This window comes from Bacillus sp. FDAARGOS_235 (assembly GCF_002073415.2).
Taxonomy (GTDB): Bacteria; Bacillota; Bacilli; order Bacillales; family Bacillaceae_G; genus Bacillus_A; species Bacillus_A toyonensis.
In genome coordinates this window covers 1,278,919-1,297,289 of record NZ_CP020437.2, presented here as the reverse complement: position 1 = coordinate 1,297,289, position 18,371 = coordinate 1,278,919, and the positions used below count along the sequence as shown (strand labels likewise).

The following is an 18,371-nucleotide window of genomic DNA, read 5'->3' as shown; positions in this document are numbered from 1 at the left end:
TAAAAGGAGAAATGTAATTTGAAACCACCTACAGATAACAATAAAGAAGGTGTGGAGTCACATAAGTTAGAAAGTGAGAGTAAACCGATTTGGAAATCGATGTCTATGTTTTTAGTACCGTTATTATTAAGTAATGTACTTCAATCAGTTGGACAATTATTTGGTATGGTCGTAGTAGGGAGATGGCTTGGTGTCAATGATTTAGCAGCTATATCAGCATTCTTTCCGTTATTTTTCCTACTCGTTTCATTCGTAATTGGAATTGGGTCGGGTAGTTCTATTTTAATTGGTCAGGCGTTTGGCGCTAAAAATGAAGATCGTTTAAAAGCTATCGTTGGTACGACACTTACATTTACGTTTATTATCGGAGTTGCATTGGCGATAATAGGCAGTATTTTTGCAATGGATATTATGCGTCTAATGGGAACGCCAGAAAATATAATTGAAATAAGTGTACATTATGCAAGAATTTTATTTATATCGATGCCAGTATTATTTTTATATTTTGCATACACAACATTTATGAGAGGGACAGGAGATTCTAAAACGCCATTTTACTTTTTAATTGTAAGTACAGCGCTAAATATGATCTTATTACCAATTCTTATTTTTGGCTGGTTAGGAGCTCCGAAATTAGATGTGTATGGAGCAGCATATGCTTCTGTTATATCGACAGTTATTACGTTTATTGTCATGCTAGTGTATTTAAAGAAGAAAAATCATCCACTACAACTAGATGGAACGGTAAGGAAATACCTTCGAATGGATGGTGAGTTGTTAAAGCTATTGCTACGACTCGGTATTCCAGCGAGTATTAATATGATATTAGTTTCATTATCTGAAATTGCGGTAATCGCGTTTGTAAATCGTTATGGTTCGGATGCAACAGCTGCTTATGGCGTCGTGAATCAAGTTGCCAGTTATGTACAAATGCCAGCCGTTAGCCTTGGCATTACAGTCTCTATTTTTGCGGCACAATCAATTGGTGCAAATCAATTTGATCGATTGCAGAAAGTTGTAAAGGCTGGAATTATTATGAACTATGTTATCGGTGGTATGTTAATATCTCTTATTTACTTGTTCTCAAGAGACATTTTATCACTATTTTTAACGAGTCAAACTACAATTGATATTGCTCATAGTTTAGTTATGATTACATTATGGAGTTATTTAATTTTCGGTCATGCACAAATTATTAGTGCGACAATGCGAGCGAGTGGTACAGTATTATGGCCAACTGTTATTGGTGTTGTATCAATTTGGCTAGTTGAAGTACCAGTAGCATATTATCTTTCTTACCATACAAGCCTTGGAATTGAAGGGATATGGATTGGATACCCAGCAGCATTTATTGTTAGTCTCATATTACAGTATGCATATTATAAGCTTTCATGGCAGAAGAAACGAATTACACGATTAGTTAGTTAAATAGTGAAAATGTCCCTAAGTTATTATACTTAGGGACATTTTTTTGAAGCGTATGTTTATCTCGCAAAAGCCTGATTGATGAGGGCTAATAATTAGTGGGGATGAAGAAAACCCCCACTGATTAAAGTTTCACTTTATAAATAGCTTTTTAAAGTGATATCAAAATGTTGTCTAATAAGTTTTTTATCACTCATATAAAACTCCCACGCTTTTTCTGGTGCACCGATAATTTCAAAGGATTCTTCTGTAATATATAAAGCGCAATCATCTTCTAGTGCAATCCCCTCTATATTACCTTGGTGATTTTGTAAAAAGGAATGAAAAGCATTCATTCTATTTAATTGATTATAATGTGGGCAAAACCTTTTGTTAACAATCCCCCAGCCGTTACTTTCTACATAACCAGAACCTTCATAATCTGATCGGATACTAGATGTGAACCAACACATAGCACCAGCACTATACCCTGCAATGAGTGTTCCTTGCTCGAGAGCCAATAGTAATTTCTCATCTAGTTTATGTTCTTTCCATTGTGTAAGCATTTCAACATAGTTTCCACCACCAAGGTAAATGAAATCGGCTGAATGAATCATCTCATCTATTTCATATTTAGAAGGCATATCGGTTATTGTACGTAAAATTTGTACATCACAATGGAATTGGTTTTCAAACGTGTCTAAAAATAATTTTATATAGCTTTCATCATCATGACTAGCTGTTGGAATGAATAATATTTTTGGGTACTGTTTATTTGTTAATTCTATAAGTCGTTCATTAATATGAAAGTGATTTAAATCTTGTAAATCACCACCACCAATGACAGCTAATTTCATAGTAAAGCACCACCTAATCATTTTTGTTATGTAAAAATTCGATAGAAGAGAGTTACATTCCTTCTCTAATGTAATGAATAAAGAGAAAATACAGTTTAAATATATTGGAATAGTAAAGGGAATGATGATTATATAGAGTGATGAATTAGAAACAGTTTATTGATATATAATATTGCATACTATTGTTTCAAAATATGGAAACAATATGGTTAAATGGATATAACGACTCATTAATTAATATTGAATGAGTGTATATATTTTATAAAGGCGTCGGAAATACTAGGGATTTTACAAACGTATTTTTTACTTTTTATAGGAACTTGTATTACAATATGGTAAAATTATATTAATATATTTATTCGGTATAGAATGAAAAAAGGAGCGTGAAAAAAGTGGATTTTCGATTTGAATTTACAACGAAGTTGAAAGAATACTTAGATGATGAGAAGGATGAAAAAGTAATAAAAGATGGACATAGAGATATAATTTTTCATTATTTATATGCATTAGAGAGTGAAATTGGCGTCGTTAAAAATCCTAACTTTACTTTTTTTGCATCAGGAAGACGTTCACATATAGTATTGGAGAATGTTGAATTTAAAACGGAAGTCAATGTGAAAAGTAATATAATTGAAATTACAAAAATAGTGGATAATGTAGCTATTCCGTTAGACACTATCGTAGCGAAAAATCGGGAATTATTTGCACTTGGGCGTAATGAGAAGTTTAGTGTACAAATATTAGAGCAGTATCTATTTGATACATTTGGAGAGAAGTTAGGTTTACAATGAATGGATATTCATAATTAGTGGATAGCAGTTTATATCATTCGTGTTTGACCTTTCATTTAATTTGTACTACAATCTGTAGTGTGAAAGGAGCCATACTATGTTTACTCAAAATTATAAGTTAAATGAGCAAGGGTTAAATCACTTCTTTGGACCACTTGAAGCGAAAATAATGGAGATTGTTTGGTCCACTGAAGGTATTACCATTAAAGAAGTACAGCAGAAATTAAGTGAAGAATCACCGGTGAACTTTAATACTGTTATGACAGTTATGAACAGGTTAGTAGAGAAACTACACTTAGAAAAACAGACTGTGAGAAGAAGTGGCATATATCATGCTGTACAAACAAAAGAAGAATTCTTATCCAATCAAACGAAGAAAATGACGCAGGAATTAATGGGGGAATTTGGAGATTTAGTTGTAAATCATATGTTAGATGAGTTAGAGCAGGCTGATCCGACTTTACTAAAAAAATTAGAAGATAAATTGAGTCAGTTAAAAAAAGAGGATCGATAAAATGAAATGGCAAATGCGTAAAATCGTATTGTTAGCAGTAATTGTTAGTACTCTCTTTTTTTGTATGTTAACGTATTACGTTACATATCCATTTCTTTTTCAAAATAAGGCGTTCTTTCTTTCAAAGTTTTGCTTGTTTCAGTTAGAAAAACATATGAAAGAACTATCGTTGATTCGTATCATAATAGCTGGATTATTATTACTTACTGTACTGATAGTGTGCAAAAGAGTTTGGCGGCAATTTTTCTATAGTAAAAAATTACAAAAAATACTTGTACCTTTTATTAGAAAAGGAAAACAAATATATATATTACCGACCGAGGAAATTGCAGCATTTACAATTGGATTATTTCGTCCGAAAGTTGTCATGTCAGAAGGGATAATTCACACGTTTTCAGAGGAAGAAATTGATGCGATTGTTTTTCATGAAGAATATCATCAAAACAATCGGGATCCACTAAAATTATTTTGTTTTACGTTATTAGCAGAAGGAATGTTGTACATCCCGATATTAAAAGGGCTGCTACAGCGATACCATACGTATCAAGAGTTAGCAGCAGATAAATATGCGATGCAAAAAATGAAATCCTCATTCGAGTTAGGTAGCGCGTTATTAAAATTAATTAAAATAAAGACAATGGAAAATCGATGTGTGACAGCTTCATTTGCAAAAACAGCAATAAATTTACGAATTGAGCAAGTGTTAAATGAAAAAGTTGTGAAGCTTACTATCCCGTTACATACAAATTCGGTATATGTAACGCTAGGTTTATTCTGTATGTCGATTGTACTTATTGTCGGAGAGTGCATATAGCCTCTTTTTTTAACAATTAACACTACTAGGTGTAGTGTTTTTAGGGGGAATAAAATGAACGCAGCAGATTTAACAATTTGGCTTGTAGCTGGGGCGGGAGTATTGTCATTTATATCGCCATGCTCTTTACCTCTATATCCATCTTATTTATCTTATATTACAGGTGTTTCAATTCAAGATTTAAAAGAGAATCGTGGGATTATGCAAAAATCAGCGATTATACATACCGTATTTTTTATGATTGGATTTTCGGTTATATTTTATGCGTTAGGTTTGTCGGTAAGCTGGATTGGAATAACATTCTCATCTAACCAAAAATTGATTCAACAAATTGGTGGGGTTTTTATTGTTTTGATGGGGTTATTTATGACTGGATTGTTTCAGCCTAAGTGGCTTATGGCAGAGAAAAAGGTGCAGTATAGAAGTAAATCGACTGGATATATTCGTTCGATATTAGTCGGTATGACATATGCAGCGGGATGGACGCCATGTGTTGGGCCGATATTTTCAGCTGTACTCATGCTTGGCGCGACGAATCCTGAAGGGGCACTTCTTTATATTACAGCGTATACTCTTGGGTTTGCGGTTCCATTTTTCGTGATGGCATTCTTTATTGGGAAGGTAAAATGGATTGTTACATATGCCAATGTCATGATGAAAATTGGCGGTGGAATGATGATTGTAACAGGTGTTTTATTGTATACAAATCAAATGACGAAAATTACAGCGTTCTTTATTCGCCTATTTGGTGGATTTACAGGATTTTAAAAAATGAGGAGGAAGAAAAGTGAAGAAACTAATTGCTATTATATTAGTAGGAGCACTCGTTTGGGCGGGTGTTAACTTTTATAATTCAAAGAAAGAAGAAAAGGAAAGAAAAGCGAAACAAGCGGAGTTAAAAGAGAAAGAAGTATTACCACAAATAGGGTTTAAAGCACCAAATATAACATTAAAAGGATTAGATGGAAAGTTGTATTCGCTAAATGATGCGAAGGGAAAACCATATATTATTAATTTTTGGGCATCGTGGTGTGGACCATGTGAAATGGAGGCACCTGACTTAGTTCGTTTTTATGACAAATATAAAAAGGATATTGAAATCTTTGCAGTAAATGCAACTGTTAGTGACCCAGTACAAGAAGCAACTGCATTTGCGGATCGCTATGGATTTGAGTTTCCAGTTCTTCTAGATATGGATGGAGTAGCTGGATTAGATTATAAAGTATTTTCTTTACCAACGACATTTTTTGTTAATAAAGATGGAATTATAGTAGATCATGTACGAGGGGTATTACCTCCAGATCAATTAGAAAAGAAATTTCAAAAATTAATTGAGGGTTAAGAGGGGATTTTGCAGCGATGGAGTGGATCATGAGGTTACAACCCGTATCTCTTATAATTGGAAGTCTATTTGGATTTATGCTGATGAAACGAAAGATGAAGCGTCAAAATGTACCGTATGAAAAAATGATGGATGCTGTAACAAATGCGTTTCTTATTATCGTATTTGTATGGAAATTTGCACCGGCAATTTTAAATCCAGTATGGGCTTTTAGGTCGCCATTGCAAGCATTACTAGCTGTAGGAAGCATGCAGCACATTTTAATAGGGGGCATAATTGCGAGTGCATACATTGTTTGGAAAAGTAAAAAGGAGCAATTTTTGCTTCATATTTTACTTGATGCATTGCCTTTTGCATTGTGCGTGAGCAGTATCTTTTATTTTCTATTCCATCGAGAAGTAGGTGTACAAACGACACTACCATGGGGAATGAAAATATATGAATCTAAATTTTTATATCATCCTATTTTCGCATACGAGATCATCCTCGCCCTTTGTGTAATTGGTTTGTTATGGATGAAAAATGAAAGATTAGGAACTGGAAAAAATATAAGTGTTTTTCTAATTTGTGAGGGGACTGCTCATATTGTTATTTCGCTTATTAGTGAACAAAACTCGGTTCTATTTGGCCTGTCAATACAGCAAATACTTAGTTTTTGTGTTGTTAGTTTAGGCATTTTGTTCATGCCGAAAAAATAAAAATAGCCATGTACGGAGAGTATCCGTGCGTGGCTATTTTTATTTTATATATTAAAAAATCGGCGGGGTAACAGAAAATAAGACAATTGCATTTTTCTCGAATTGATTTACCCATTTATGCTTTAAATAAGCAGGTATTTTTACACTATCACCAGTTTCTAATGTGTACTCTTCTTCATTTAAATACAATGTAATTGTTCCGTCTAATACAAATGCTAATTCTTCACCTTTATGTTCTAGAATATTATCTGATGAAGAAGTATTTGGGGGAACAGTCATAATTGCTGTTGCTAAATTACCTGTGAAATCAGGCGATAGCATTTCATATGATAAATTATCGATAATCATTTTTTTTCGTTTATGAGAGCGCACGATTAAATCGTCTGTATTTGTTTCTTCAAGTAGAAAACTAAATGTTGGAACATCCAGTGCCTTTGCGAGTACCTTTAACGTTTGAATAGAAGGGTTAGCAGAACCACGCTCAATTTGACTTAACATAGATGGTGTAATTTCAGCCATATTTGCTAGTTGTTTACTAGTTAAACCTTTTTCTTTTCTTTGCTTTTCAATCTTTTTACCAATATCTATATTTTCCATAAAACATTCTCCTTAATGATTATTAAATTATATTTAAATAAATTAAATTAAAATTAACTAAAATGAATAATTTATGTTAAACTATATTAAAATTAAATTAATTATAATTTATTGTATAGCAAGCTACAAGGATATGAGGAGGAAACGGAATGAAGGAAATAGAGGTATTAAAAGCAGAGTATCCATTAGTTAACAAGCTTATTGCAACAGAAGAAATATTTTGGATAAACCCGAATATAGAAAAATATGAAACAGCAATAACAGCTTCACCACTTAATGAAGAAGATGTCAAAGACGCGGAAGAGAGATTAAAGCGTTTTGCACCATATATTGCGAAAGTTTTTCCTGAAACGAAAGAAACGAATGGTATTATAGAATCACCTTTAGTAAAAATACCTTCAATGAAACAGTCTTTAGAGAAAAATTACGGGCAACTTATACTAGGAAAATTACTATTAAAATGTGATAGTCATCTTCCGATATCAGGATCAATTAAAGCTAGGGGCGGGATTTATGAAGTGTTGAAACATGCTGAACAATTAGCTCTGCAGCATGGAATGTTAACAGAGGAAGATAATTATTCTATTTTAGATAGTGACACATGTAGAGAGTTTTTTGCAAAATACTCAATTGCGGTAGGTTCTACAGGTAATTTAGGGCTAAGTATTGGGATTATGAGTGCGAAACTAGGTTTTAACGTAACTGTCCATATGTCAGCAGACGCAAAAGAATGGAAAAAAGATTTATTAAGAAATAAAGGTGTAAATGTTATTGAATATGAAGCTGATTATAGTAAAGCAGTAGAAGAGGGGCGTCAGCAAGCAGATGCAGATCCTAGCTGTTATTTTGTAGATGATGAAAACTCACATGATTTATTTTTAGGATACGCAGTAGCAGCATCTCGTTTACAAAAGCAATTAGAAGAGTTAGAGATTATAGTAGATGAAGAACATCCTTTATTCGTTTATCTTCCGTGTGGAGTAGGTGGGGGACCTGGCGGGGTAGCATTTGGTTTAAAGTTATTGTATAAAAACAACGTCCATTGTTTCTTTGCAGAGCCAACACATTCTCCATGTATGTTACTCGGGTTAATGACAGGACTTCATGATAAAATCGCCGTTCAAGATATCGGGATTGATAATATAACAGACGCGGACGGACTGGCAGTAGGAAGACCGTCTGGATTTGTCGGTAAAACGATAGAACCATTTTTGAACGGAAATTACACAGTAAGTGATGAAGAGTTATATAGATTATTAAAAGAACTGGCTGATAAGGAAAATATTAATTTAGAGCCTTCTGCATTAGCTGGTATGGTTGGGCCAGTGAATGTATGTAAAAATGAAAACGAGTATTTACAAAAGCAACAGTTAACAGAGACGGTGAAAAAAGGTACTCATATTGTGTGGGGAACTGGTGGGAGCATGGTTCCAGAAGATGTGATGAATGGGTATTATAAGAAAGGTTTGGAATTAACAATATAAGAAAAATGAGGCTAGTTGTAGCCTCATTTTTTCATGTACATAAAAATCTTTGTTATTTTCACAATAGTTCTTTATAGTATAGATATGAAGGATTACTAATATCGAATAAATATAACAAAACAGCTTTATTTTACATAATAAGAGGATGTGTGTATACGATGTCATTACAGACTAAATATATAGCGGGTATTTCGCTTGGGGTTATGGGAGTAGGCTTTGCTGCTTCTATCCCTTTTCAAGGAACGATAGCTGGAGAGATTATACAAGGGGGATTTGAAGCTGGATTAGTTGGCGGACTTGCGGATTGGTTCGCGGTTACAGCATTATTTCGTCATCCGATGGGAATCCCAATTCCGCATACAGCTTTGTTACCTAAAAACCGTAAACGAGTAACGAAAGGGCTCATTCATACGTTAGAAAATGAGTGGCTGACGAAAGAAAGTATTACGAATAAAGTAAAAGAAATGCAGTTAGCGCAAATGGTGCTACAAATTGCTGAGAGAGAAATGCAGTCTGATGCTGTGAAAAAGGGAATTGTAACGATTGCTGAGAAAGCGATTGTTTCAATAGATACAGAAAAGTTAGCTGTTATTATTGAAAAAGAACTTAAAACATATTTGCATACAATTAATACGAGTAACATCTTACAAGTGCTTGTTGATCAATTAGTTGTGCAAGAATATGATGAAAAGACACTTGATTACATATTAGTAAAAGTGAAAGATTGGACAGCGCAAGATGAAGCTCGTTACCAGCTTGGAAGCTTAGGTATGAAGGCGATGGAAAACATAAAAGTAGATGGATTCTTACAGTTTACTTTGAAATCGTTTATGAATATTGTAGATGAAGATAAAATTGGCGGCATTTTGCAGAAATTTATTATTAGCAATATTAACAGCTTACAAGATGCAGATAATGGCACAAGACAACTTATCTTATCAAAAATTCGCCAAGAAATTATAAATGTAAAAGAAAATGAAGCTTTACTACAGGAATTAGAAAATTGGAAAGAAAAGTGGATTGCGAATTGGGATGCTACTGACAAAATAAAAGAGATGCTGGAGCAAGTACAACAAAGAGCAGTTACCTTTGTAAACAAAGAAGAATTTGCTGATACATATGTTATTCCATTTTTACAAACGCAAATGAATAAAATAAAAGAAGACGAAGTGACGGTTCAAAAAATAGAAGATTGGTTACAAAAGCAAGTTGTCACACTTGTTGAAAAGAATCATTCGAAAATTGGAAAACTTGTACAAGAAAACCTTGATAAACTAGACGATAAAACATTAATTGAAATGATCGAAAATAATGTCGGTAAAGATTTGCAGTGGATCCGAGTGAACGGGGCTGTTTGCGGATTTATGATTGGCTTAATTTTAGAAGGAATTAAAGCGATTATATGAGAAAAACCTTCCACATTTGTGGAAGGTTTTTCTTATTTTTCGATAACGTTCATATTCAAATTATAAGCTTTCTCAATATTTAATTTGTACGTTCCATTTCCAGTTTTAATCGAATTTTTATACCAATGTTCTCGGTCGATTAATTCTGGATTTTCTTCTGAAGTATTATTTTCTTTTTTCGTTAAATCTTCAACTTGTTCCCAAGGTGTGTTTCCATGTGTTTCTTTTTGATTTGTTACTGCTGTTAAAGATACATCACTCTCTTTTGCAAGATGGACAGACACTCTTGAGCTTTCTTGTACAAACCAATTATTTTGTAATTGACCTGGATAAAGAGATAGTTCGTTATTTGAAGCACGGATTTCCACATTTTTATTTTGCGGAAGAACAAGCGTTGGTTTCACCTGTGGTGCCGAGTTAAATAACGTATGCTGAACAGGTAATGATTTTAATGTGATATGCATCGTTTCTCCAGCCGTTTGAACGGAAAGGAAATCATCTCGTTTTAAATTGAGTTTTTCATTTGCTTTCGTCGTCATTTCATACGTTCCCAAAAGATGAATTTGATTTGTATTATTTCCCTCTATCGTTAGAGGCTGATGTCCTGCATCTACTACGATTTTTTTGATAGATTCAGGTATATCAAGTGGTCCGTCTGGAATATTACTCGTTTGCCTCGTTGTATTCATAGAATGACGAACTTCGTCTAGTAATCCAGTAGATAATAAACAGTAAAAAGCAATTCCAACACTTCCTAAAACGCCGATAAAGAAAATACTAAAAATATCATATTTAATAAATGATTGTTCCTTTTTAGAAAATAGAAGGTATAGTAAAATTTCAGCGCCAAGTATAATAAGTAAAACAGGCCACCATGCTGTTAATGTATCCAATACTTGGGTGCCTTTAATGACTGAAAATAGTAAGAAGCAACCTAATGTAATAATGGAAAGCCCCATTGAGAATGTTCCAACGCGCCATGTTCTCATTCGTTTGTACCACCTTTATTTTCTTTATTTCCAAGTAACAATTTAAAGCCGCCGCCAATTAAAAGGAGAGCAACGATAGACGTTTGGAAATAGCGATAATATAGTTCGCTAAGATGAATATTAAATATAGTTGCAAAATAGTCATTCAAAATAGGAAGGACTGTTTGATCTAATAAATAATAACCACCTAATACAATTAATCCGATACCGATCCATCTTTGATGATTTATAAAATAATCTATGATAGGTTCGTCATTAACACGTTCTTTTCCGTATTTTGCAGTTTGCTGTAACGCATCAAAAAAGCTATAGAACCAAATGATTGGTACTAAAAATAAAAACGCAGAAAGTCTTAATAAGTCGAGCAAATAAATGGATAGTAAAAAGGCTGCCATAAGCTGAAGACCACGGCGCTGTAAGCCTAAATACATATGTCCTGCTCCAGGAAACATCGCTAAAATGGAAGCGAATGTTTTATTTTTCTTTCCTTGTTCTCGGTGCTCTTCAAACTCTTCAAAAATAGTACGGTCATCTAGTTGCTCTCCGCGTTCTTTTTTCTGTAGTTGTTGAACAACATCGAAGAAATTATAAATCCATAAAACAGGTAACGTCACGAGAAAGATAAGGAAACTTTCTTGAGATGTTAAAAGGGCAACGAAAATGATCATACTTCCGATTCCTGTACAAGCTACTAAAAATGTAAGGCCACGTTGCATAAGTCCTAATTGAAAATGACCAAGTCCAGGGATAATTGATAGAAGAATGATATAAAATCGTTCGCTCTCTTTAGAGGACTCTGTAAATTCTCCGGCCGCTTGTTTTTTCGATTGATTAATAATAGTGATAACTAAATCTAATAAATTGATCGCCCATAACACGACTAGTAAAAATAGAGAAAGAAAAGCAATATCACGCTCTCCTAATGCTATTGTGCAAAATGCTGCAAAGATAAATAGAAATACAGCCCCTCCGCTATATAAAATAAATCGTCCAAACTTCTTTAAATATAAATGTCCAAGCCCAGGAATTAGCCCTAATACAAGTGCTAAAAAGGGGTTTTTATTCATGCTTTGAACCTCCGTCCTTTGTTGATGTGTCTACCGATTTGTTTACAATTTGTTGTGAGATAGAAGACTCGTTATGTTTTGAAGATTTCTCGAAATTTGATGTCGCTGTAAAAATATATTGGAATAAACCACTTACCATAAAAATAATTGTAGCCGCAGTCGCAATTATGTAGTGAATAATTGTGCGTTTTAGTGAGTTTGTTTTTATATATTCATTAGACTGTAGTGTTTCAAAATTAATTTGCGTCATAACTTCGTTCGTAAATGAATCATCATTTATCATTGGAAGGTTTTCATGTTGTTCATCAATACTTTCCATATAAAGTGCTAAACAATAATCACATTCAAAAAGATGTTCTTCCATAGATTCACGTTCATTGCTTTCTATAAAATCTAATGTATAATTGCGCCAATCTTCTTTTGAATAATGCATCATAGAAACTCTTCCTCCTTCCAATGTTTTTTAATCCATTTTCTTGCCCGATACAGTTTCATTTCGACTGTTTTCACTTCGATGTTTTCCTGCAAAGCAATTTCTTGATAACTTTTTTCTTCTAAATAATGCGAGAGAACGACATCACGGTAATTTTCAGGAAGTTCTCTTAGTTTTTGAGCAATGAGTAATTTTTGCTCTTTCGTCAATAGTAAAGCTTCAATGTTATGAGAGGATTTTATATTTTCCTCAGTTTCTTTACATAAGGAGAGTTCTTCGTGTTCTCTAGCTTTCTTCCTTTTATAATCAATAGCGTGATTGGTGGCAATACGCGCCATCCACGTTTTTAATCCGCGAAATTGATAATTTGGGAGAGAGGCGTGAATTTTTACGAATACTTCTTGTGTAACATCTTTCGCATCTTCTTCATGTCTTAAAATAGAAAAGATAACTTGAAAAATATAATGACGATACGTTTGTACAAGGATACGAAAAGCATGTTCGCTTCCTTGCTGTGCTTTTTCAATTAATTGTTTTTCCTCAATGGGTCTCTCCCTCCTTTTTGACGCATTCTATTATATAGACGTAAGAAATGATAAGTCACCCTACACATGTTGTAAAAAAAGAATAATATATTTTTAGAAAGGAGGCTATATGAAAAAAGGTGTGAAAAAATGGTAAAAAGGAGTATATAATGAGCAAAGAGGAAATGTTACGCGGAGAAAGGATGTGAATGTTAGTAGGAGGACGTCCATACTAACAAACATGAAAATTAAAATATTAATAGCAGATGATAATTCTTTTATTAGAGAAGGCATGAAAATTATTTTAAATACATACGAAGAGTTTGAAGTGTTAGATACTGTAAATGATGGAAAAGAAGCTGTAGCATATTGTAAGAAACATGAAGTCGATATTGTGCTTTTAGATGTCCGCATGCCAAACATGAACGGGGTAGAGGCGACAAAGTTAATTTGTGAAGAGACGAAAACGAAGCCGCTTATTTTAACGACGTTTGATGATGATGAATATATATTGGACGCAGTAAAAAACGGAGCAAAAGGTTATTTATTAAAAAATAATGATCCGGAACGTATTCGTGATGCGATAAAAGGAGTGTATAACGGTCAAACTGTTATGCAAGATGTAGTACTTGATAAAATTAAATCTAATTTAATGGAAAGTAAAGAGGAAGAATGTAAAATAGATAAGAGTCTTTTTACAGAAAGGGAGCTTAGTATTATCGCATTAATTGCGAAAGGTTTCTCGAATAAAGAAATTTCAAAGCAGCTTTTCATATCAGAGGGAACAATCGCAAATTATATTACATCGGTTTTAGGGAAAACTGGACTAGAACATCGCACACAAATTGCGATTTATTACTTAACAGGGAAAGTAGATTAATGATATGGAATTTTGGTTAATTGTAAGTAAATTAATTGTTTTTATATATATTGTGTTTAGTTACATTTATTTAAATGTCGCGAACTTACCATGGATTATATTTACTTTGCTTTTATATCTTTCTGTAAACGTACTGATTTCTATATTTAAAAAAGATACGTACAAAAACATATTAACTTCTGTGTCAATTGGCGTAGTTATGTTATTTACATGGAAGATTCATCCGCTTTTTATTTTGTTTTTACCATTGAATTTATATGAACTTGTATTTCGATATATAGAGAAGAAATGGCAGCTCTTTATCGTTATGATGATTCCTATTATCTTTACAGATGAAAGTATTCGAATGACATATGGATTAATTGTTGCATTTTCTTTCATTGTATTAACTATGGCAGAGCGGTATATATCGCGTGTATTAAAGCTTGAATCACAAAATGATAAGATGCGAAAAGATATGCAGCGGCTGACGAAAAGCTTACATGAAAATAAAGAGTACATAAAGCAATCAGAATACACATTTAAGTTAGAAGAGAGAAACCGGCTATCACAAGAAATTCATGATAAAATTGGCCACTCGATGACGGGTGCACTAATTCAAATGGAAGCAGCAAAGAGGTTAATGGAAATAGATAAAGAAAAATCTGCCGAGTTATTACAAAATGCAATTCACATTTCAAAAGATGGAATTGAAAGTATTCGCATTACATTAAAAAATATGAAGCCACCAACTGAGCAAATTGGTATCCATCGTATGAAATTATTCATAGAGGAATTTGCCGGTAAGCATGATGTAAATATTCCTTTCGTATATAAAGGTAACTTAGATATGATTTCTCCTATTCAGTGGAAAATTATCGGTGAAAATGTTACAGAGGCACTTACAAACGCAATGAAATATGCTGATGCGACAGTCATTTCCATAGATATTCATGTACTTAACAAGATGGTGAAAGTACAAGTGAAGGATAACGGAAAAGGTGCAGCTCTCGTTAAGAAAGGTCTCGGAATTATGGGGATGGAGGAGCGAACGGCATCAGTAAACGGAAAAATTATTGTAGATGGGACAAGTGGTTTTTCAGTAACAATGTTGCTGCCGATATAAAAGAATGGGACGAAGATGAATCATCTCATATGAAAAAAGTGAATAATCTCATGTGAAAAGAATGAACTTCTGCACTGAGCAGGTTCATTTTTTTTGTTTATAATAAATAGCAGAGAAACCGAAATAGGGGTGAAATGATGAATACATTAGAAATTAAAAATTTAACGAAAAAATTTGGTGATTTCATCGCAGTTGATAATATGTCTTTATCTATTAAAGAAGGAGAGATATTTGGATTTTTAGGATCAAATGGTGCTGGTAAAAGTACAACGATAAATATGATTGCTGGGTTGTTAAGAAGTAATGAAGGTGAAATTAGCATATTAGGAAAAAATATAAAGAAGCATAATCGGTTTGCGAAGATGAATATTGGTATCGTTCCGCAAGATATTGCAATTTATGAAGAGTTAAATGCCTATGAAAATGTGAAATTCTTTGCTGGACTTTACGGGTTAAGAGGAGCTGAATTAAAAGCGAGAGTAGAGGAAGCACTTCAATTTGTGGGGCTTAGTGATAAACATAAAAATTACCCGAAAAACTTTTCTGGCGGGATGAAACGAAGACTGAATATCGCTTGTGCGATCGCTCATAGACCGAAGTTAATTATTATGGATGAGCCGACAGTTGGAATTGATCCACAGTCAAGAAACTATATTCTCCAGTCTGTTCGAAAATTAAATGAAATGGGAAGTACCATTATTTACACGAGCCACTACATGGAAGAAGTAGAAGAGATTTGTACGAAAATAGCAATTGTAGATCACGGTAAAGTGATTGCAGAAGGAACGAAAGAACAGTTAAAAGCAATTATTACCGACACGAAAGATATTTGGATTGAAGTAAAGTCGGTAGAAAAATTAGATGTAGAGCAGTTAAAAGAGATAAACGGTGTGAAAGCTGTTCAAATTGAAGAGAACGTAATTAAAGTAAACTCGGATGCAGGATTAAACAATTTAAATAAAATTATTCAGCATTTCATTAATCATGACATTGAAATCCGTTCGTTAGAGGAACAGGCTCCAAACTTAGAAACAGTATTCCTTACGTTGACTGGAAGAAACTTACGAGATAAATAAAAGGTAAATGAAGAAAAGGTAAAGGGAGGTTCATCAATTGAACATCTTCAATATTGCAGTTATGCATATTAAAAGAGATTTCAGGGACGTAAGAACTTTAGTTTTTATGTTAGCATTTCCTATTGTGCTTATGCTTGTGCTAGGGACAGCGTTAACGAATGCATTTAATAGTGATAGTCAATCGATTAAGGATATACAAGTGCTATATAAAGATGAAGCGAGTAGCACATTTTCTCAATCGTTTGAAGCATTTACGAAAGAAGTCGATAAATCGGGTATTCATTTTAAAAAAGCTTCTGAAGGTATAGATGGGAAAGAGGCAGTGAAGCAAAATAAATATGCTGCTTATGTAGAATTAAATAAAGATGGTGCAAAGTTTTACGGAAGTGACAAAAGTAGTATTGAGGGAAGTATTGTGGAAGGTATGCTTACAACATTTGTTGATAAGTACAATGTAGCAACCGAAGTGGCAAAAGTAGATCCTAGTAAGGTGAGCGCAGTTATTTCAAATGGGAATCATAATGATTATATAAAAGAAACATCTTTACAAGCTGCGAAAAAGCCAGGTTCTATGGATTACTATGCGGTTGTAATGACGACGATGATCGCACTATATGCTGGGATGGGAGCGAGTTCTTTAATTCGAGGAGAACGAATACGTAAAACAGGAGATCGTCTCATTGCTGCGCCTATAAGTAAGGCTGAAATATTCATTGGAAAAGTACTTGGTAGCCTAGTAGCAAACGCCCTTTGCGTATTACTTGTCATGTTATTTAGCAAATTTGTATTTCAAGCGAATTGGGGCGACCATCTTGGAATTATATTTATTATTTTGTTAACACAAGTCTTTCTAGCAATTAGCTTCGGTTTAGGGATCGGGTATATTACGAAAACAGCTGAATCATCGAGAGCAATTATTCTTGTTGTTATACAGTTAGCTTCTATTTTTGGTGGTGCATACTTCGTAGTAGAAGAAAATTTCGTTACGAACTTATCACCATTAACGTGGGCAAACACAGCTGTCATGAAAATTATTTATGCAAACGATGTAGGAGCGGCACTGCCGGTAATATGTTTAAATCTTGGGATTTCAGCACTCTTTTTATTAATTGCAATTATTGCATTACGTAGACGGGAGGGGCTATAGTATGAAAGATATTTTATGGCTCATACAAAAAACACTATCTGTCCTTTTGAAAAATAAAAAAGGATTATTCATTATTATTAGTTTGCCGATAATCGGAACGCTCATCTCTTTTTCGATATACGGAAATGCGGGGCAAGGTACGTTAAATATCGGGATTGTAAATAAAGAAAATGAGCCGATAGCAAATGATACGATAAAGTTTTTAGAAGGATTAAATCATGTGAAAGTGAGTAAGGTTAAGGAGTCGGAAGTAGAAGATAAACTCACTTCCAAAAAACTTGATGGAGTTATTACATTACATTCTGGTTTTTCAAAAAGTGTTCGAGAAGGGAAACCTAATCATATCGAGATTGCATCGATTAAAGGTGATCAAGTAACAGCATTTATAAAATCATATTTATATAACTATATTGATAATGTAGCAGCTATTAGTAAAGTAGCAGGAACAGATCAAAGTACATTTGATAGTATGTACGCAGGGTATCAAAAAAGTTCATTTAAAATGAAAACTGAGACGCTAGAAGATACTTCGAAAAATAAAGATATGACAAACCAAACGATGGGTTACCTTATTATGTTTATGCTGTTTTCAGCAGTGAACTTATCAGGATTTATTTTAAAAGAAAAAGAGAATAGAACGTACTTTAGATTATTATCAACACCAATTGATGGAAAGAAATTTATATTGTCCAACGTCGCGGTAAATATGATGATACTAACATTGCAAATTGTCATTGCAGTATTATTTATGACGAATGTTTTTCATACAAATATTAATATGCCTTTCATAGTAATGATTGGTGTGCTTATGATATTCGCTTTAATTGCAATTGGTTTATCATTAGTTATTGTGTCTTTTTCAAAAAGTTCGGCTGCTTCAAATGCAATGCAAAATCTAGTGATAGTACCAACATGTTTGCTTGCTGGATGTTATTTTCCATATGACATTATGCCAAAAGCGGTACAAAAAGTAGCTGATTTCCTACCGCAGCGCTGGTTACTAGATACGATAGCAAAACTACAGCAAGGTATTCCATTCTCTGAGTTGTATTTGAATATTTTAATCTTATTCGCCTTTGCAATAGCATTTTTCTTAATTGCAATTTATAAGTTTGGAAGAAATAATGATGCGAGGAATTTTGTTTAATGTGAAATGGGTGTGACGTTAAGTCGCATCCTTTTTTGTATGAAGCATGAAATCTAAACTTGAATGACAAAATAGAAGGGTGGAAAGAAAATGATC

The 18,371-nt window shown here is 33.5% G+C and carries 20 protein-coding genes; 14 read left to right on the top strand and 6 right to left on the bottom strand.

Annotated elements, in window-relative coordinates:
• Positions 1-18 precede the first annotated feature (18 nt).
• Complete coding sequence (locus tag A6J74_RS08220) at positions 19-1,428, top strand: MATE family efflux transporter (RefSeq protein ID WP_000804166.1); 1,410 nt, start codon at positions 19-21, stop codon at positions 1,426-1,428.
• Positions 1,429-1,562: 134 nt separating this feature from the next.
• On the opposite strand, the gene A6J74_RS08215 is transcribed toward A6J74_RS08220, so the two are convergent.
• Complete coding sequence (locus A6J74_RS08215) at positions 1,563-2,261, bottom strand: peptidase E (protein WP_000762103.1); 699 nt, start codon at positions 2,259-2,261, stop codon at positions 1,563-1,565.
• A gap of 392 nt (positions 2,262-2,653) precedes the next feature.
• Here A6J74_RS08215 and A6J74_RS08210 point away from each other — a divergent pair, with 392 nt between their 5' ends.
• From A6J74_RS08210 to A6J74_RS08185, 6 genes are all read left to right on the top strand, one after another.
• The gene (locus tag A6J74_RS08210) at positions 2,654-3,052 is read left to right on the top strand and encodes a DUF3942 family protein (RefSeq protein ID WP_000347531.1); all 399 of its coding nucleotides are present in this window, start codon (positions 2,654-2,656) and stop codon (positions 3,050-3,052) included.
• Positions 3,053-3,149: 97 nt separating this feature from the next.
• The gene (locus A6J74_RS08205) at positions 3,150-3,566 is read left to right on the top strand and encodes a BlaI/MecI/CopY family transcriptional regulator (protein ID WP_000495072.1); all 417 of its coding nucleotides are present in this window, start codon (positions 3,150-3,152) and stop codon (positions 3,564-3,566) included.
• Position 3,567: 1 nt separating this feature from the next.
• Positions 3,568-4,380, top strand: a complete 813-nt coding sequence (locus tag A6J74_RS08200) for a M56 family metallopeptidase (protein WP_000871944.1) — start codon at positions 3,568-3,570, stop codon at positions 4,378-4,380.
• Positions 4,381-4,434: 54 nt separating this feature from the next.
• On the top strand, positions 4,435-5,148 hold the full coding sequence (gene ccdA, locus A6J74_RS08195) for a cytochrome c-type biogenesis protein CcdA (RefSeq protein ID WP_000990445.1): 714 nt from the start codon (positions 4,435-4,437) through the stop codon (positions 5,146-5,148).
• Between the two features lie 19 nt (positions 5,149-5,167).
• Positions 5,168-5,722 carry a TlpA family protein disulfide reductase gene (locus A6J74_RS08190; protein ID WP_000733179.1) on the top strand — a complete coding sequence of 185 codons (555 nt, stop codon included), beginning with the start codon at positions 5,168-5,170 and terminating at the stop codon, positions 5,720-5,722.
• A 17-nt stretch (positions 5,723-5,739) separates the two neighbouring features.
• Positions 5,740-6,420, top strand: coding sequence for a prolipoprotein diacylglyceryl transferase family protein (locus A6J74_RS08185; RefSeq protein ID WP_000454798.1), 681 nt, complete (start codon positions 5,740-5,742; stop codon positions 6,418-6,420).
• Positions 6,421-6,471: 51 nt separating this feature from the next.
• Here the strand turns inward: A6J74_RS08185 and A6J74_RS08180 are convergent, their stop codons facing one another.
• Positions 6,472-7,017, bottom strand: coding sequence for a helix-turn-helix domain-containing protein (locus tag A6J74_RS08180; protein WP_000427659.1), 546 nt, complete (start codon positions 7,015-7,017; stop codon positions 6,472-6,474).
• 149 nt (positions 7,018-7,166) lie between these two features.
• Here A6J74_RS08180 and A6J74_RS08175 point away from each other — a divergent pair, with 149 nt between their 5' ends.
• Together A6J74_RS08175 and A6J74_RS08170 are read left to right on the top strand one after the other, a co-directional pair.
• Positions 7,167-8,501 carry a D-serine ammonia-lyase gene (locus tag A6J74_RS08175; protein ID WP_000658443.1) on the top strand — a complete coding sequence of 445 codons (1,335 nt, stop codon included), beginning with the start codon at positions 7,167-7,169 and terminating at the stop codon, positions 8,499-8,501.
• Between the two features lie 158 nt (positions 8,502-8,659).
• Positions 8,660-9,907 (top strand): DUF445 domain-containing protein, encoded by a 1,248-nt coding sequence (locus A6J74_RS08170; RefSeq protein ID WP_000058290.1) that lies wholly within the window; start codon positions 8,660-8,662, stop codon positions 9,905-9,907.
• A gap of 32 nt (positions 9,908-9,939) precedes the next feature.
• Here the strand turns inward: A6J74_RS08170 and exsE are convergent, their stop codons facing one another.
• The 4 genes from exsE to A6J74_RS08150 are packed head-to-tail and all read right to left on the bottom strand — an operon-like array spanning position 9,940 to position 12,836.
• A complete protein-coding gene (gene exsE / locus A6J74_RS08165) occupies positions 9,940-10,896 on the bottom strand; it encodes an exosporium protein ExsE (protein ID WP_001261438.1) in 957 nt (318 codons plus the stop codon).
• Positions 10,893-11,963, bottom strand: a complete 1,071-nt coding sequence (locus A6J74_RS08160; RefSeq protein ID WP_001039103.1) for a hypothetical protein — start codon at positions 11,961-11,963, stop codon at positions 10,893-10,895. Before A6J74_RS08160 ends, exsE begins: the two co-directional genes overlap by 4 nt.
• The gene (locus A6J74_RS08155) at positions 11,956-12,399 is read right to left on the bottom strand and encodes a hypothetical protein (RefSeq protein ID WP_000972343.1); all 444 of its coding nucleotides are present in this window, start codon (positions 12,397-12,399) and stop codon (positions 11,956-11,958) included. The genes A6J74_RS08160 and A6J74_RS08155 overlap by 8 nt, the downstream gene beginning before the upstream one ends.
• The gene (locus A6J74_RS08150) at positions 12,396-12,836 is read right to left on the bottom strand and encodes an RNA polymerase sigma factor (RefSeq protein ID WP_229170007.1); all 441 of its coding nucleotides are present in this window, start codon (positions 12,834-12,836) and stop codon (positions 12,396-12,398) included. The genes A6J74_RS08155 and A6J74_RS08150 overlap by 4 nt, the downstream gene beginning before the upstream one ends.
• Positions 12,837-13,161: 325 nt before the next feature.
• On the opposite strand from A6J74_RS08150, the gene A6J74_RS08140 reads away from it, so the two are divergent.
• The 5 genes from A6J74_RS08140 to A6J74_RS08120 all read left to right on the top strand — a co-directional run bounded on the left by A6J74_RS08140 (position 13,162) and on the right by A6J74_RS08120 (position 18,275).
• Positions 13,162-13,800 carry a response regulator transcription factor gene (locus A6J74_RS08140; protein WP_000694089.1) on the top strand — a complete coding sequence of 213 codons (639 nt, stop codon included), beginning with the start codon at positions 13,162-13,164 and terminating at the stop codon, positions 13,798-13,800.
• Between the two features lie 4 nt (positions 13,801-13,804).
• Positions 13,805-14,905, top strand: coding sequence for a sensor histidine kinase (locus tag A6J74_RS08135; protein ID WP_000397635.1), 1,101 nt, complete (start codon positions 13,805-13,807; stop codon positions 14,903-14,905).
• 137 nt (positions 14,906-15,042) lie between these two features.
• A complete protein-coding gene (locus A6J74_RS08130; RefSeq protein WP_001093803.1) occupies positions 15,043-15,981 on the top strand; it encodes an ABC transporter ATP-binding protein in 939 nt (312 codons plus the stop codon).
• 37 nt (positions 15,982-16,018) lie between these two features.
• On the top strand, positions 16,019-17,128 hold the full coding sequence (locus A6J74_RS08125) for an ABC transporter permease (RefSeq protein WP_001020185.1): 1,110 nt from the start codon (positions 16,019-16,021) through the stop codon (positions 17,126-17,128).
• A gap of 1 nt (position 17,129) precedes the next feature.
• Positions 17,130-18,275, top strand: coding sequence for an ABC transporter permease (locus tag A6J74_RS08120; protein WP_000651853.1), 1,146 nt, complete (start codon positions 17,130-17,132; stop codon positions 18,273-18,275).
• The last annotated feature ends 96 nt before the right edge of the window (positions 18,276-18,371 follow it).

Coding starts and splice junctions, on each gene's coding strand:
- A6J74_RS08215 (WP_000762103.1), bottom strand. CDS start 2,261: ATGAAATTAGCTGTCATTGGTGGTGGTGATTTACAAGATTTAAATCAC.
- A6J74_RS08205 (WP_000495072.1), top strand. CDS start 3,150: ATGTTTACTCAAAATTATAAGTTAAATGAGCAAGGGTTAAATCACTTC.
- A6J74_RS08200 (WP_000871944.1), top strand. CDS start 3,568: ATGAAATGGCAAATGCGTAAAATCGTATTGTTAGCAGTAATTGTTAGT.
- ccdA (WP_000990445.1), top strand. CDS start 4,435: ATGAACGCAGCAGATTTAACAATTTGGCTTGTAGCTGGGGCGGGAGTA.
- A6J74_RS08185 (WP_000454798.1), top strand. CDS start 5,740: ATGGAGTGGATCATGAGGTTACAACCCGTATCTCTTATAATTGGAAGT.
- A6J74_RS08180 (WP_000427659.1), bottom strand. CDS start 7,017: ATGGAAAATATAGATATTGGTAAAAAGATTGAAAAGCAAAGAAAAGAA.
- A6J74_RS08175 (WP_000658443.1), top strand. CDS start 7,167: ATGAAGGAAATAGAGGTATTAAAAGCAGAGTATCCATTAGTTAACAAG.
- A6J74_RS08170 (WP_000058290.1), top strand. CDS start 8,660: ATGTCATTACAGACTAAATATATAGCGGGTATTTCGCTTGGGGTTATG.
- exsE (WP_001261438.1), bottom strand. CDS start 10,896: ATGAGAACATGGCGCGTTGGAACATTCTCAATGGGGCTTTCCATTATT.
- A6J74_RS08160 (WP_001039103.1), bottom strand. CDS start 11,963: ATGAATAAAAACCCCTTTTTAGCACTTGTATTAGGGCTAATTCCTGGG.
- A6J74_RS08155 (WP_000972343.1), bottom strand. CDS start 12,399: ATGATGCATTATTCAAAAGAAGATTGGCGCAATTATACATTAGATTTT.
- A6J74_RS08140 (WP_000694089.1), top strand. CDS start 13,162: ATGAAAATTAAAATATTAATAGCAGATGATAATTCTTTTATTAGAGAA.
- A6J74_RS08135 (WP_000397635.1), top strand. CDS start 13,805: ATGGAATTTTGGTTAATTGTAAGTAAATTAATTGTTTTTATATATATT.
- A6J74_RS08130 (WP_001093803.1), top strand. CDS start 15,043: ATGAATACATTAGAAATTAAAAATTTAACGAAAAAATTTGGTGATTTC.
- A6J74_RS08120 (WP_000651853.1), top strand. CDS start 17,130: ATGAAAGATATTTTATGGCTCATACAAAAAACACTATCTGTCCTTTTG.